The sequence below is a fragment of the Klebsiella sp. P1954 genome, from assembly GCF_018199955.1.
Lineage (GTDB): Bacteria > Pseudomonadota > Gammaproteobacteria > Enterobacterales > Enterobacteriaceae > Klebsiella > Klebsiella pneumoniae.
The window spans coordinates 3,117,500-3,133,112 of the sequence record NZ_CP073373.1 but is presented as its reverse complement, the minus strand read 5'-3'; the positions used below and the strand labels follow the sequence as shown (position 1 = coordinate 3,133,112).

Genomic DNA, 15,613 nt, shown 5'->3' with positions numbered 1-15,613 from the left:
AACCAAAAATTCAAATTAGTTTGAAAAGTCTGAAAATCACGTCGATAATCAACGTGTATTTTATTTTTTATAAACCAAAATGGGATCAGTTATGCTGAACACTGAAGCCAGACAGCAACTACAGAAACTGCTGCCGTTGGATATGATCGCCACCAAATCATGGCTGGAGACGCAAGGACTCAACCTGCATTTTCTGGACAATGCAGTCCGGAGCCAAACGCTGATCCCTGTCGCAGCCGGTGTTTACACTAGGCAAGAAGCGAAGCTATCCTGGAAAGGAATCGTTGCTTCGTTGCAACGCATGGCCGATGTCCCTGTCCATGTTGGAGGTCTGACAGCATTAGAGCTGGAAGGACTTGGCCATTACCTGTCCAAAGGAAACAAACCCAAGATTCACCTCTATTCTACTGAGATGCTGCCTAGATGGCTGGCTAGAATCGATGCGCCAGCACAATTTAAGTGGCATGGCACTCGTCGCCTATGGCCAGAGACGCTAATGCAAGACAACCAGTACCTGAGGCAAGATAGCTGGCAAGCATCTCTTCCTTCATTACATTATTCCTGTCCAGAGAAAGCCATTTTGGAGCTTTTAGCTATAGTGCCTAATACCATCAGCTTTGAACACGCTGACCAACTTATGCAAGGATTACACAACCTATCGCCTCGTAAGCTGAATTCCTTGCTGAAAGCCTGTAGCAGTATCAAAGCAAAGCGACTCTTTCTCTGGCTGGCAGGAAGACATCAACACGCTTGGCTTAAATACCTCACACCAGAACAGTATGCACTGGGCACTGGTAAACGACTGATCGCTAAAGGCGGCAAACTAGAGCCAACCTGGCAAATAACAGTGCCTAAGGATATGTGAAAACATGAATAGACAAAGCCACTACTACCGACAAGTGCAGCTACTACTCAGGATTATTCCTTTTGTTGCGCAGCACGACTGTTTCGCTCTAAAAGGTGGAACCGCTATCAATTTGTTCGTTCGTGACTTTCCTCGACTTTCGGTTGATATCGACTTAGTTTTTCTGCCCATGATGGAACGGAATGAAGCCCTGCAGACCATCAAGAGCAACCTAGATACGCTGGCCTCCAAGATAACGGCTAACATCGACAATACTCGTGTTGTCCGCTCCTTCCTGGATAAATCAGATGCTCTGCGTTTATTGGTGGAGCGAGATAACGTTCAAATCAAAATTGAACTCTCACCCGTACTGCGCGGCACGGTTTACGAGCCCAGGGTCATGCCGGTCAGTAAAGCCGTTGAAGAAGAGTTTGGCTTTGCCGAAATGGCCGTGGTGAGCTTCTCGGATTTGTATGCAGGCAAAATCTGCGCAGCGCTAGACCGCCAACATCCAAGGGATCTTTTCGACATCAAACAGTTACTCGATAGAGAGGGGATAACCGAGCAACTACGTAAGGCATTGCTGGTATATATTATTAGCCACCCTCGCCCTATTGCCGAGCTGCTAAACCCCCATTTCAAGGACATTACCGGTTTGTATGAGGGGGAGTTTAGCAACATGGCCGAACAGGACATTCCTCTAGCCGATCTGGAAGCCGCACGAGAACAACTCGTCAGGATCATCAATACATCCCTGACACCACAGGAGCGAGAATTTCTGCTCTCATTCAAGAACTACACACCGAATTGGACCCAGCTCGGATTGGCCGGCATAGACCAGTTACCTGCCGTCCGCTGGAAACTGCAAAATCTGGCCAGGATGAAACCCGAAAAACATGCGGAGGCTTACGCCCGGCTCAAAGACTTGCTGGGAATGTGAAAATCCCCGGCTCTCGAAGGGGCCGGGGATCTGATCTTGCTCAAGCGGCCTTTCGCTGCTCAATCCACCACAACAGATCTGAAAGCCGCCAGGCTACACAATGAGCACTCAGTTTGACTCGTTTGGGGACTAAGCCTTGTCTCTCCATAGACCACCACTGAGTGCGGCTGACGCCGGTGATCGCCCTGCGATCATGCTCTCTGACCAGTCTTTCACACTGGCCTGACTGACTGAGTACTTGAGCACGGACATCTTCAGTGGGTAATACGAAGGTTTGTTCATTCATTACGTTTTCCTCCGGAGATTGAATGGGAAAAGTGGGAAACTGGGAAATTAGTCATCAAGTTCCAGCTCCTGTATTCCGGCATAGATGCGTTCAGGCCACAGTGCGAAAAAACGATGGGACTTACCTTGGATCATGAGTTTTAGCGTTGCCCGCTCAGGCTCGTTGGTTGCAAGCCATCCCCGCTGGAGCATCGGCATCACCTCACGCATGTACTGGCCAGGCATGTCCAGCTGCCGCAGAAACTGTTTCTTATCGATCAGCCATTGCCGCTCACCATCAAGCTCTCGGATGTAGCCCAGCAAAGAAGTGGCATTTTGATGACCGAGTGGTTGCAGAGCCTTCTCCCATTTCGGCAGCAAAACTTTTAAGCGGGACAGAACTTGGTGTTCCTCAGAGTTCATCACATGACCCCGAGCAGCTAACCACTGCCCCCAAACTTGCTTCACAGAGTCGATAGACTCCTCCTCATCCCAAGGCACCAAATAATTTCGCGAAGCCAAAGCAAGCGCAGTAGCTACCAACGCAAAGCGCTGCAGCACGCGAATTACCTGCGATGACATATTGCTAGTTCGCCACTGATCAACCAACCGCTGGATCTCAGACTTGGCGTAGTGGGCAAGCTCATCCGTCGATGTCAGCAGGTTCATCCATTCGGGGAACAGGCTCCCGTGATACCGGCTGGTCTGCAGCTTCAAATGATCAACAAACAGTTGCGGACACTGAAAGCGATGCAATGCATCAAAAGTGCCAAATCGACCAAAAACAGGTATTTCGACCAAACGGATCTGTTGACCGGCCTTAGGCCGCTTCCCAAGCGATTCAAAAACTTCTGACAGCCACACTTCACCGCTGCTCAACGCCAATGTCCGCCAGTGAGAAGGTCTGGCGAGTGCTCCGCTTTCCGTTGCCCGCAGCTTACTGGTACCCGCGACTATATGGTAAACAGCAATATCGACGTCCTCTGGCCGTGCCAGGCCAATTTCATCCAGTGCGAGTAACATGTCATGCTGCTCGGCGGCCACCGCCGCCAAGCCATTCGCCGTGGAAATCCAGCTTCGAACGAAAGATCTATCGCTGTAAACCGATGCCGCCAATTCGAGTAGTGACGTTTTGCCAGAGGAAGAAGGCCCGACCAAATGGAAAATGCCGTTCTCCACGGCGGCTGGATGCAGCAGAGGCGCAGATAACGCAACGCCCACCACAAACACCATCAATGGATTTCCGATGCATAGTGCCCCCACCTGTGATTGCCACTGCGCCGAGGTTCCTGCGCTTTTCAGCATCGAGTCGTTCAGTTGACCGGCGTAGTAATACGGCTCTGAATTCGTACCGACAGACCAATCCTGGGTTACATATATACCGTCATGCCATCCTGTTGTATCCACGCAGATCCCTGCGGGGGCTTTCACAATCTCTTGCAGCAGATACCGCTGCAAACGAGGCCAACTTTGTGGGTAAGGTTCCAGCCAATAGCCGGAATCAATCAGGGCATCACGTACCTGGCGTGACTGATCACCATGCAATACGCGATTGAAAACAATATCTTGAAGTAGCTGGTTATCCATATTGCGCCATTGGATCAGCGCACCAAAGCCGTGTTTTTTTGATTTCTTCCGCGTCCTGGCTATAACTTTGATCCAACCCCCTACTACTTGCCGATCTTCTTTTTCAAGACATTCAAGGTGAGTCTCTGTAAGATGAAATCCCATTCTTACCTCCCGCCAATTAGAGCTCAGCCATCCAGCGACGAACATCCATCGCTCTGAAACGCACAGCCTTGCCCGCTGGGTTGGGCTTGATGGGCTGCGGAAATTTACCGGCTTTGACATACCGGCGCAAAGTTGGCTGAGAAAGTTTGGTCAACGAGCACACTTCTTCATAGGTGAGAAAGTTGTCGCTAGAAAAAGAAAAGTTCATATTTATCTCCCATAACATTTTGATTTGTCATGAGGGATCATACTGTTCAACTAATGCTATCCTCGTCGCTGTAGTTGTCCATTTTGGGCACATTGAGCGATATTTATCGGTGCTGCAAATACAGGAATGAGAACAAAGAATTAAAACTATCGACTCACAAACCAGAATGTAACAAATTGAATTTTAATGACTAAACCAAAACCATTACATGTCACGCTATTCATTCGTGACATGTAACGCCGGAATTTTTATTCTAAACACTCACAGAACTGTTCAGAATATTCATGGAGAGCGCTATGGCTAAAACACTGAAACAAATGCTGGAAGAACAGCCTGAGCATATCGTTGCGGCAGCAAGAGAAAATGCATCATTGATACTGGCGGAGCTGGATAAGGGAAAACAGCCCGAAGAAGCAGGGAAAATGGCTGGAAGTGATGAAAGTTAATCGTCACTAAAGGTCCGGAAGTCATAATCATAGCTTCCCAAAAGGTATTGTCTCTGTTGCCGACGCTTCGCTGGCCTTTCCTGAGCAATACTATGCCGCTGATTGAACATCCACACGATAATAACCGAAATACCCAGGGCCAATGCCGCAGGCCATTTAAAGCACAGTAGAGCGAGCCAAAAGAGCACCATGAGCCTGGGAAGGCGCATATACCAGCAAAGCACACGCCACAACCACACCACCAAAGGCAAACAGATCAACAACCAGACGAAGTTGGTGTTGCCATAGGCCGCCAATCCTGTGACAAAGAGCAGCATCAAGAGAATATTGCCTAGGAATTTCATCGTCGGGGACTCTCCCGAAAAACTTTCACATGTGAAAGTCAGCACGTTTAAAGACAGGCTACCACGGCACAGGAAAATGCAAGCTCTAACCAGCTTAGTTACGTGGTTTTTGATCTTCTTCAGACATAGTTTGGTTCGCTTTATAGCTGTAAAGGCTCCATGCGAACACCAACGTGAAAAACAGCCAGAGCCCAAACATCCCCCACTCGAAAGCAGTCATGATTTCCCCTTCTGTGACCAGTTCTAAAATTAATCATGGCCCCAGTCCAAAATAAATACAACAAGCAATTGAAAATTAATAACTTTGTTCTGTCAGAACATTTTATAAAAACACAAAGGACAATATTCCACACTGGAAAAATATCTGATTATTCCCGCCCAATACCTAGCCAATAACTTTCCACATAACTATCTATCTGGAATGTTGCTCATCAAATTCCACATAAGTGGAATATCACGGCTAAATCATCGGCTGGAATAAATCGGCAGGGTTTCCTATCTATCTGGAATCTTAGTACCAACATTCCATCTGGATTACTGTCACTAATATTCCAAAGTAGAGTGACTTTATTCTTGCTATGGAATGAACTTGAAAAGCTTCCTATCTATCTGGAATTTCAAGGAAGAAAGTGATGATTCCTGCACTCATCGTTCATCAACCCAAAAACTCCGATCACAAGACTTGAGCTACATATGGGTCATCAAAAAGCCACCGAAAAGCCATCTCTCAGTGATAGGCGTTAACGAACACAGGGCAGTGACACCAACCTTCCATCAAAAAGCGATCTGTTGGTAGCATTTGAGTGCTATATCGAACTGACGCACAGCTTGGGAAATTGCTGGCCAATTGCTGGATAACGACATGGCCATCTGATAGTGCAAGCCTTTGACTACTTCAGTCAGTAGACTGTGGGCACGGCATTTAAAAGCCAGCTTAACGCTCTGAACATCAAAGGCGGAATGATTTAGACCAAGACAGCGCCTAAAAAATCGCCGTTCAGAACCGTAAAATGCAATTTCAACTCACAAAATGTCATTCTGATATAAAGATTTATGGTATGCTTCAGCGATATTTACTAACCCCAATTTACTAGAGGCCTAGCCATGATCCGCTGCCATCTTGCCCGCATGATGGGCGAACACAAGATGCGTATTGCCGACGTCGCCAGAGAAACAGGGCTCAGTCGCGCAACGGTGACTTTGCTCTACAAAGAGACAGCCCAGAAAGTGGATCTGGAAGCCATAGAGAAGCTGTGCCTGCTGTTTGAATGCCAGGTAGGTGACCTGCTTGAGCTGACAACAGCATGAGGATAGCCTCCAAAGCCACATACACTAGCTGTAATAGCATACATAAACGAATGAAAACGAGAAAAGAATCATGACAAGTGCACAACAACGCGCCGCCCTACAACGCCAAATTTGGGCGATTGCTAACGATGTTCGCGGCGCGGTAGACGGCTGGGATTTTAAGCAATACGTACTGGGCACGCTTTTCTACCGCTTTATTAGCGAAAATTTTCGTGCCTACATCGAAGCCGGGGATGAGAGTATTAACTATGCCGAACTGCCCGATAGTGTAGTTACACCTGAAATCAAAGATGATGCCATCAAGACTAAGGGTTACTTCCTTTACCCCAGTGAACTGTTCGAAAATCTGGTCAAAGACGCTCATAATAATCCAAGTCTCAATATCGAACTTGCTGACGTTTTCAAGGCCATTGAAGCATCTGCTAGTGGCTACCCGTCAGAAAACGACATCAAAGGCCTGTTTGCCGACTTCGACACAACCAGCAACCGCTTGGGTAATACGGTAAAAGATAAAAACAGTCGATTAGCCGCGGTACTTAAAGGCGTAGCGGAACTGGATCTTGGCGACCTTCATAACAGTGACTTTGATATGTTTGGTGACGCCTACGAGTTTTTGATCTCGAGCTACGCCGCGAACGCTGGTAAATCCGGTGGTGAATTCTTCACGCCACAACATGTTTCCAAGCTGATTGCGCAGCTTGCCATGCACAAGCAAACCAGTGTCAATAAAATATACGATCCAGCCTGTGGCTCAGGTTCTTTGCTGCTGCAAGCAACCAAACATGTCGGGCCTTACGTTATTGAAGAGGGCTTCTTCGGTCAGGAAATCAACCACACCACCTACAACCTGGCTCGGATGAACATGTTTTTGCACAACATCAACTATGACAAGTTCAACATCCAACTCGGCAACACGCTGACAGACCCACACTTTGGTGACGACAAGCCCTTTGATGCCATCGTCTCCAACCCGCCGTACTCAGTAAAATGGGTAGGCGCAGACGACCCTACCCTGATCAACGATGATCGCTTTGCGCCTGCTGGCGTGCTTGCGCCTAAATCCAAAGCCGACTTTGCTTTTGTGCTTCATGCGCTCAGTTACCTTTCTAGTAAAGGCCGCGCGGCGATTGTTTGTTTTCCGGGTATTTTTTATCGCGGTGGTGCTGAGCAGAAAATCAGAAAGTATCTAGTAGATAATAACTTTGTAGAAACCGTGATTTCTCTGGCACCCAACCTGTTCTACGGCACGACCATCGCGGTAAATATCCTGGTACTAGCTAAAAATAAGACCACCACAGATACCCAATTTATTGACGCTAGTGGGTTGTTTAAGAAAGAGACGAATAACAACGTCCTTACCGATGATCACATCAAGCAGATCATTGGGGTGTTTGATAGTAAAGAGAACATCGAACACTTTGCCAGAACAGTGCCCTATGAAGAAGTAGCCAGCGAAAAAGATTACAACCTGTCTGTCAGTAGCTATGTAGAAGCCAAAGACACCCGCGAAGTCGTTGATATCGCCCAACTGAATGCGGAACTGAAATCCACCGTGGCCAATATTGACCAGCTAAGAAAAGACATTGACGCAATTGTTGCTGAGATCGAGGGCGAGGAGCTAGAAAGATGAGCATCGCGAGTCTTATGGAAAAGCTATTGAATGGGGTCGAGGTGAACTGGAAAGCTCTGGGTGAGTTGGGTGAACTAGTTCGTGGAAACGGCTTACCAAAAACCGATTTTACTGAGTCAGGAGTACCAGCTATTCACTACGGGCAGATTTACACTTATTACGGACTCTCAACCCAAACGACTATATCTTTTGTTTCACCTGAAACAGCCAAGAAGCTAAAAAAGGTAGATAGAGGTGATGTCGTAATCACGAATACAAGCGAAAATCTTGAGGATGTAGGAAAGGCTCTAGTTTATTTGGGTAAACCGCAAGCCGTTACAGGTGGTCACGCAACCATCTTTAAGCCAAATAGCCTTATAATTGGCAAATACGTTGCGTATTTCACGCAAACATCTGCGTTTTTTTGCGAGAAAAGGAAGTTGGCAAAAGGAACAAAGGTTATTGATGTTTCTGCGACCGATTTGGCAAAGATTCAAATCCCTATTCCCTGCCCCGAAAACCCCAAAAAATCACTGGAAATCCAGGCCGAAATCGTCCGCATTCTGGACGCATTTTCCGCCATGACCGCCGAGCTGACCGCCGAGCTGACCGCCGAGCTTAACTTGCGCAAAAAACAATACAACTACTACCGCGACCTGTTGTTGAGTTTTGAAGAAGGGGAAGTGGAGTGGAAGACCTTAGGGGAACTAGCAGAGAATCTCGACTCAAAGAGAAAGCCAATCACGAGCGGCTTGAGGGAAGCAGGAAACATTCCGTATTACGGTGCGTCTGGAATTGTCGATTATGTTAAAGACTATATTTTCGATGGCGACTTTTTGCTCGTTTCTGAAGATGGTGCAAATCTATTGGCGCGCAATACACCAATAGCATTTAGCATCAGCGGCAAAACCTGGGTTAACAATCATGCTCATGTGCTTAAGTTCGACACTTATGCAGAGAGAAGATACGTTGAGTATTACCTGAATAGTATTGATTTGACGCCATATATTTCTGGTGCTGCACAACCGAAACTGAACAAGAAAAACTTGGAAAGTATCCGTATACCAAACCCTTCGCCAACAGAAAAAGAGCGAATCGTCGCCATCCTCGACAAATTCGATGCTCTGACCAACTCCATTACGGAAGGCTTACCCTGCGAAATTGAATTGCGTCAGAAACAATACGAGTATTACCGCGATTTATTGCTGAGCTTCCCGAAGCCGAAAACAGAGGTAGCCGCCTGATATGAGCAAAACACTAACCGAAATAGCTGAGGAATTAAAAGCTAGCGACAAAAAGACACAATTGATATATGCATTTAATGGCACAGGTAAAACACGTTTGTCGCGCGAGTTTAAAGAGCTTATTTCCCCAAGGAACGCAGGCGATGAAACAGAGCCTACGCGCAACAAAATCCTTTATTACAATGCATTCACTGAGGATTTATTTTATTGGGATAATGATTTACAAGGCGACAGTGAGCCAAAATTAAAAATTCAGCCAAACAGCTTTACTGACTGGATTCTTAAAGAGCAAGGGCAAGACCAAAATATCATTGCTAACTTTCAGCGTTATGCGAATGACAAGCTAACACCTCGGTTTAATCAAGAATATAAAACCGAAGACAAAGATGGTAACGAAGTCACAATAAAAGAATTTTCAGAAGTAACCTTCTCTCTTGAACGTGGCGATGATGAGCAATCCGGTAACCTGAAAATTTCCAAAGGCGAAGAAAGTAACTTTATCTGGAGTATTTTTTACACTTTATTAGATCAGGTAATTACTATTCTCAATGTGGCTGAGCCTGGTGAGCGTGAATCCAATCAGTTTGATCAGTTGGAATATGTGTTTATTGATGACCCTGTTAGCTCTCTTGATGAAAACCACTTGATTGAATTGGCTATCGACTTAGCAGAGTTAATACGGTCTAGTGAATCAGGGCTTAAATTCATTGTATCCACTCATAATCCATTGTTTTACAACGTACTTTACAATGGCATCAAAGCCAAGAATGGGTATATTCTCAAGCGTTATGAAGACGGCACTTTCGACATGGAAGACAAGCAAGGCGACTCGAATAAGAGCTTCTCTTACCACTTGTACATCAAACGCTTAATTGAGCAGGCCATCGAAAAAAATGAAGTTCAACGCTACCATTTTACGCTACTTCGAAACCTGTACGAAAAAGTAGCCAACTTTTTAGGCTACCCTCAGTGGTCAGATTTATTACCTGAGAACAAACAGTCTTATTCGAGGTTGGTTATGAATTTTTACAGCCATCGAACATTATCAAACGAAGAAGTAGCCGAACCAACAGAACCCGAAAAACAAACAGTGAAGTTCTTATTGGATCATTTAAAGAATGAATATGGCTTCTGGAAGCAGGAAGAACAACATGGTTGATTACACCAAACCCATCGCCGAATCTAATCGGTTTATCGTCCTTGACAGATACCGCCAAGAATGGAAAGTCGCTGAAAGTTACCAGAGTGAAGGCGATCTCGAGCGGGAACTGATCCAGGATTTGGTCAACCAAGGCTATGAATACCTTCCTACTCTGAATAACCCAGAAGCCATGTTGGCAAATGTGAGGGAACAACTGCAATCCCTCAACAATGTAAAGTTTTTAGAGGGGGAGTGGAAGCGCTTCGTTGAAACTTACTTGGACAAACCCAGCGATACCATCGTAGATAAAACCCGCAAGATCCACGACGACTATATCCACGACTTTGTTTTCGACGATGGCCGCATCAAAAACATCTACCTGGTTGATAAAAAGAATATCGCACGCAATAAAGTGCAGGTGGTTAAGCAGTTTGAGCAAACTGGCAGTCATGCCAACCGCTACGATGTGACAATATTGGTGAATGGTTTACCGTTGGTGCAAATTGAGCTGAAAAAGCGTGGCGTAGCCATTCGAGAAGCGTTTAACCAGGTACACCGTTACAGCAAAGAGAGCTTTAACAGCGAGCATTCGTTGTTCAAATATTTGCAGTTGTTTGTTATCTCAAACGGCACCGACAGTCGATATTTTGCTAATACAACTCAACGTAATAAACACAGTTACGACTTCACTATGAACTGGGCGAAGTCAGACAACACGCTGATCAAAGACCTAAAAGACTTCACCGCCACCTTTTTGCAAAAGCACACACTACTGAACGTCCTATTGCATTATTCGGTGTTCGACGTCAGCGATACCTTGCTGGTGATGCGTCCCTATCAGATTGCAGCTACTGAACGCATTTTATGGAAAATTAAAAGTTCGTTCGAAGCTAAAAATTGGTGCAAACCAGAAAGCGGAGGGTTTATCTGGCATACCACAGGCTCAGGTAAAACCTTAACCAGCTTTAAGGCCGCCCGGTTGGCCACTGAATTGGAGTTTATCGACAAGGTGTTCTTTGTAGTCGACCGCAAAGACCTCGATTACCAAACAATGAAAGAGTACCAGCGCTTTTCGCCCGATAGTGTGAATGGCTCCGATAGTACAGCAGGTTTAAAACGAAACCTAGACAAGGATGATAACAAGATCATCGTAACAACTATCCAGAAACTCAATAATCTAATGAAAAGCGAAGGCGACCTGTCTATTTACAACAAGCAGGTAGTTTTTATCTTCGATGAGTGTCACCGCAGCCAGTTTGGTGAAGCCCAGAAGAACTTGAAGAAAAAGTTTAAACGCTTCTACCAGTTTGGTTTTACTGGTACGCCAATCTTCCCGCAAAACGCGTTAGGCGCAGAAACCACTGCCAGTGTGTTTGGCCGGGAATTGCATTCTTATGTCATCACCGATGCCATCCGCGATGAAAAGGTGCTCAAATTCAAAGTGGACTACAACGATGTACGCCCGCAGTTTAAGGATATAGAAACCGAACAGGACGAGAATAAACTTAGTGCATTGGAGAACAAACAGGCACTGCTGCACCCGGAGCGAATTAGAGAGATATCTCAGTACATTCTGAACAACTATCGCCAGAAAACACATCGTCTGCAAGCGAACGGGAAAGGGTTTAATGCGATGTTTGCAGTAAGCAGCGTGGATGCCGCCAAACTGTACTACGAATCGCTCAATAAGTTGCAATCTGGTAGCGAAAGACCGCTAAAAATTGCCACGATTTTTTCCTTTGCCGCTAATGAAGAGCAAGATGCTATTGGTGATATAGCGGATGAAAGCTTTGAAGTATCGGCGATGAACAGTAGCGCCAAGGAGTTCTTAAATGCGGCCATTGCCGACTATAACGCATACTTCAAGACCAATTTCAGTATCGACAGTAACGGCTTCCAGAACTACTACCGTGACTTGGCAAAGCGGGTAAAAACTAAAGAAATCGATTTGCTGATTGTGGTTGGCATGTTCCTCACTGGTTTCGATGCACCAACACTAAATACTTTGTTCGTTGATAAGAACTTGCGTTACCACGGATTAATGCAAGCCTATTCGCGTACCAACCGCATTTATGATGCGACCAAAACCTTTGGCAACATCGTCACCTTCCGTGATTTGGAAAAAGCCACTGTCGATGCCATCACTCTGTTTGGTGATAAAAATACCAAAAATGTCGTGTTGGAAAAGAGCTACACAGAATACATGGAAGGCTTTACCGATATTGTTACCGGTGAAGCTCGGCGCGGATTTATGGATGTGGTAAGCGATCTAGAGCAACGCTTTCCTGATCCGGCCAACATTGAAAAAGAATCGGACAAAAAGGCGTTTGCAAAACTCTTTGGCGAATTCCTGCGCATCGAGAATATCCTGCAAAACTACGATGAGTTTGCCAGACTGAAGGCCTTACAAACCTTGGATATGAGTGATCCGGAGGCCGTAGAAGTATTTAAAGCTGAACATTATTTAGATGATAAAAAGCTGGCTGAACTACAAACCATTCGCCTGCCACCAGAGCGTAAGGTTCAGGATTATCGTTCAACCTACAACGACATTCGAGACTGGCAGCGCCGCCAAAAATCAGCCGAAGAAAAAGAGAAATCCACCATCGACTGGGATGACGTGATATTTGAGGTTGACCTGCTCAAGTCGCAAGAAATCAATCTCGATTACATTCTGGAGCTGATCTTCGAGCATAACAAGAAGAACAAGAGTAAAACGGACCTAGTAGAAGAAGTTCGCCGCGTGATCCGCGCCAGCCTCGGTAACCGTGCCAAAGAAAGCCTAGTGGTAGATTTCATCAATGAAACCGACCTCGATCAGATTGGCGACAAAGCCAGTATAATCGAAGCTTTTTTCTCCTTCGCCCAAGCCGAGCAACAACGCGAAGCAGAGGAACTGATAAATACAGAAAAACTGAATGCTGAAGAAGCCAGACGCTATATCACTACTTCACTAAAGCGGGAGTATGCCAGCGATGCAGGAACCCAGTTGAATGCTATTCTGCCCAAGATGAGTCCATTAAATCCGCAATATCTCACCAAGAAACAGAGTGTCTTTCAAAAGATCGCTGCATTTGTTGAGAAGTTCAAAGGTGTGGGTGGGAATATATAGCAGCTTTAACCCAACAAGGGCGTCGCTAGTGAATAAACGGAAGTATCAAACTTTCTTAAGGATAAGAACTATGGAGGAGATGGTTTGCTGAGGATAATTTCAGATTTGTTACATCAGTCACCTGGATTAAAAGGACGTCAAATTGCAAAGGAATTGAAGCTGGATAAGTCTCAAGTGAATTCGTTTCTTCACAAAAATCAGGATACGTTTGTGAAAAACTCAGATCATGAATGGTATCTAATTCAGACTCAGCATGTGGAAATCGACTTCGCTACCGGTTGGATTGATGCTAAAGACTTTGAAGCCGCTATAGGTAAACTTGTGTATCATAAAGATATAAGCAAGGTAACATTCAGATTTGGCGCTGAATGCAAGTTTTTGCTTATAGCCTTAGCACGTTTCCTCGCGCTCGCAAATCAGCTTATCGCTAATGGGAAGGATGTGCTGATAGATACTACAGCATGTCCTAACACACACAGCTTCTTCAGCAGAAATGGCTTCTTTGACTATCTTAGTCAAAGTGTTACTTGCCTTCCTGATAGACCCGTTTTGTCAGCAGCTAAAACTTATCGGGATAATAGCGATACCTTGGTCGAACTAGGGGAAATTGCACAGCCAACCCAAAACAAAGAGCTTGTAATTCGTTTGGGCGACAGGTTTGTTGAGCATTCTTCAACTAGCTATTTCTTAGCGGCTAAGACTGTTTTTTCAGAGCTCGTAGGCAACGTAACTGATCACAGTGAATCCAAAATACCCGGACTAGCAGGTCTGCAAGTATATCGACCGTATAATAAACCAAAGCATATTCAAACTGTCATATCGGACTCTGGCTTAGGTATTGCCACTACCTTGAGAACAACGTTACAAAGCGAACATCCGAAATTGTACGCACAGTTTTCTGCGGAAACTGTTGAGAATGATATTGCGCTCGTTCAAAAAGCATTTACATCTGGTGAGGTTAGTCGCTTTGGTAAAGGTCGGGGACTCGGGTTTAAGAGTAGCCGAGAGCACGCTAGCAAAGAGAAAGTTATCATATTTATTAGGCAGTTAACTTTCTCATTGGCTTTGGAATACTCAAAGGGACAACTCATCAATGTTTATGAAGAACGAGGGTTAGTCCCTATCACAGGAACCCATATTTGTTTTGACTTCTATGTTGACAGTTTCTGATTAATAGTGTCAACTTAAGCAGATGAAACAGTTAACTCATAAAATTCTTCTTTCAGAAGTCGTAGGGTCTGATCATGCCTTTGGTAACGACGAAGGTAGCGAAGCCTATGTGAAGATTAAAAAGATCGTTGATGGCCATCCATCATGCGATATTTTTGCTATCAGCTTGGAAGGGATTCGATTCACTGATGCTTCATTTCCTCGTGAAAGTGTAATCTCGTTGGCTAAAGCATTGAAAGGAGAAAAAGGTTTTTACCTTTCTAATGTACCGAGTCGTGACCTTCTGGACAATTGGTCTTATGGCGCTACAGCCAAGGATCAACCTCTTCTAGTCAAGAGCGATAGCGGTTACGAAGTGCTCGGTGTGAAACTTAGTGCGACTGTTAAAGAGCTTCTCGATTTTGTTATTGCAAAAAAGACAGTGACTTCGTCACATGTATCTAAGCACTTTGACATTTCAGCACAGAATGCCAGTGGTCGATTGAAGAAGCTTCATGCTACAGGTCTTGTGTTAGGTCAAAAAGAAGTGGCAGAGTCAGGTGGACTGGAATTTGTCTACCGATCAATTTTGTAGTTTTTTTGATTTTCTGGTTAATCTGCTTGCGTTAATCAGAATTGAAGGTTATTATTTGATCAGATCCTTTGGATCTTTTTTATTAATATCTGATAAATGTGATTAAGTTAAGCAGAATAGGAGGCTTTATGGCTACAAATCCCCCATCAGGTGACGGACACAGAAACGGTGCCGTTAAAGGTAGATCTCAGACTCAGACGCCAAGCGGACATTGGGTAAAGCGAGATGCTGATACTGGTCGATTCATGGATGTAAAGACATCCGACAAAACACCTTTTAAAGGTGTCAGGAAGGAGAAGTAGTTTGGCTAATGGTAAAACCCATTTGGTCGTCGGGGCTGCGGTTGGTTTAACCGTTGCCCTGGCGGACAACAAAAAACAAGCTGTCAGTCACCATCCTGTAACTGCCATTACGGTTGGCTCTCTATTTGGCAAGCTTCCAGATATTTTGGAACCCTCTTTGGGTAACCCTCATCATCGCCAGTTTTGCCACAGTTTATTTGTGTTAACTGCACTAGGTGTTGGTCTTAAACATTTGTATGAGTGGCAACCGGAAGAGGCAATTGATCAGTGTCTTCGCGGGCTGGGACTAATTGCCGGATGTGCTTATGTCAGCCATTTGCTTTGTGATGCGACAACACCGCGCTCACTTCCTTTAATTGGCAAACTATAGGAGATT

General features: G+C 45.3%; 15 protein-coding genes. 11 read left to right on the top strand and 4 right to left on the bottom strand.

Translation table 11 applies throughout. The features are described 5' to 3' along the window. The first annotated feature begins 91 nt into the window (after positions 1-91). Both KB890_RS14985 and KB890_RS14980 read left to right on the top strand, forming a co-directional pair. Positions 92-865: a type IV toxin-antitoxin system AbiEi family antitoxin gene (locus KB890_RS14985; RefSeq protein ID WP_046127239.1), complete on the top strand. Its 774-nt coding sequence runs from the start codon at positions 92-94 to the stop codon at positions 863-865. A gap of 4 nt (positions 866-869) precedes the next feature. Continuing rightward, positions 870-1,784, top strand: coding sequence for a nucleotidyl transferase AbiEii/AbiGii toxin family protein (locus KB890_RS14980; protein WP_046127240.1), 915 nt, complete (start codon positions 870-872; stop codon positions 1,782-1,784). A gap of 40 nt (positions 1,785-1,824) precedes the next feature. Here KB890_RS14980 and KB890_RS14975 read toward each other — a convergent pair whose 3' ends face one another. From KB890_RS14975 to KB890_RS14965, 3 genes are read right to left on the bottom strand one after another with little or no spacing between them, the layout of a single operon-like run. Then, positions 1,825-2,070 (bottom strand): helix-turn-helix transcriptional regulator, encoded by a 246-nt coding sequence (locus KB890_RS14975; protein ID WP_046127241.1) that lies wholly within the window; start codon positions 2,068-2,070, stop codon positions 1,825-1,827. A 47-nt stretch (positions 2,071-2,117) separates the two neighbouring features. Then, positions 2,118-3,779, bottom strand: coding sequence for a DUF927 domain-containing protein (locus KB890_RS14970; RefSeq protein WP_046127242.1), 1,662 nt, complete (start codon positions 3,777-3,779; stop codon positions 2,118-2,120). 16 nt (positions 3,780-3,795) lie between these two features. Beyond that, positions 3,796-3,987, bottom strand: coding sequence for a helix-turn-helix transcriptional regulator (locus KB890_RS14965; protein ID WP_046127243.1), 192 nt, complete (start codon positions 3,985-3,987; stop codon positions 3,796-3,798). A 296-nt stretch (positions 3,988-4,283) separates the two neighbouring features. Here KB890_RS14965 and KB890_RS14960 point away from each other — a divergent pair, with 296 nt between their 5' ends. Further along, positions 4,284-4,433, top strand: coding sequence for a hypothetical protein (locus KB890_RS14960; protein ID WP_162892195.1), 150 nt, complete (start codon positions 4,284-4,286; stop codon positions 4,431-4,433). Here KB890_RS14960 and KB890_RS14955 read toward each other — a convergent pair. After that, on the bottom strand, positions 4,430-4,777 hold the full coding sequence (locus KB890_RS14955) for a hypothetical protein (RefSeq protein ID WP_046127244.1): 348 nt from the start codon (positions 4,775-4,777) through the stop codon (positions 4,430-4,432). The two genes, KB890_RS14960 and KB890_RS14955, sit on opposite strands and share 4 nt — an antisense overlap. Positions 4,778-5,881: 1,104 nt before the next feature. Between KB890_RS14955 and KB890_RS14950 the strand changes: the two genes are divergently transcribed. The 8 genes from KB890_RS14950 to KB890_RS14915 all read left to right on the top strand — a co-directional run bounded on the left by KB890_RS14950 (position 5,882) and on the right by KB890_RS14915 (position 15,607). Further along, on the top strand, positions 5,882-6,085 hold the full coding sequence (locus KB890_RS14950; protein WP_046127246.1) for a helix-turn-helix domain-containing protein: 204 nt from the start codon (positions 5,882-5,884) through the stop codon (positions 6,083-6,085). 70 nt (positions 6,086-6,155) lie between these two features. Then, positions 6,156-7,715 carry a type I restriction-modification system subunit M gene (locus tag KB890_RS14945; RefSeq protein WP_046127247.1) on the top strand — a complete coding sequence of 520 codons (1,560 nt, stop codon included), beginning with the start codon at positions 6,156-6,158 and terminating at the stop codon, positions 7,713-7,715. Continuing rightward, positions 7,712-8,938 (top strand): restriction endonuclease subunit S, encoded by a 1,227-nt coding sequence (locus KB890_RS14940; RefSeq protein ID WP_046127248.1) that lies wholly within the window; start codon positions 7,712-7,714, stop codon positions 8,936-8,938. Before KB890_RS14945 ends, KB890_RS14940 begins: the two co-directional genes overlap by 4 nt. Position 8,939: 1 nt before the next feature. Beyond that, on the top strand, positions 8,940-10,097 hold the full coding sequence (locus KB890_RS14935; protein WP_063073828.1) for an ATP-binding protein: 1,158 nt from the start codon (positions 8,940-8,942) through the stop codon (positions 10,095-10,097). Next, entirely contained in the window at positions 10,090-13,191 is a 3,102-nt protein-coding gene (locus KB890_RS14930; RefSeq protein WP_063073827.1) for an HsdR family type I site-specific deoxyribonuclease, read from the top strand. Before KB890_RS14935 ends, KB890_RS14930 begins: the two co-directional genes overlap by 8 nt. Before the next feature lie 84 nt (positions 13,192-13,275). Beyond that, positions 13,276-14,361, top strand: coding sequence for an ATP-binding protein (locus KB890_RS14925; protein ID WP_046127251.1), 1,086 nt, complete (start codon positions 13,276-13,278; stop codon positions 14,359-14,361). A gap of 22 nt (positions 14,362-14,383) precedes the next feature. Continuing rightward, the gene (locus tag KB890_RS14920; protein WP_046127252.1) at positions 14,384-14,935 is read left to right on the top strand and encodes a MarR family transcriptional regulator; all 552 of its coding nucleotides are present in this window, start codon (positions 14,384-14,386) and stop codon (positions 14,933-14,935) included. Positions 14,936-15,238: 303 nt separating this feature from the next. Further along, complete coding sequence (locus KB890_RS14915; RefSeq protein ID WP_046127253.1) at positions 15,239-15,607, top strand: metal-dependent hydrolase; 369 nt, start codon at positions 15,239-15,241, stop codon at positions 15,605-15,607. Positions 15,608-15,613: the final 6 nt, after the last annotated feature.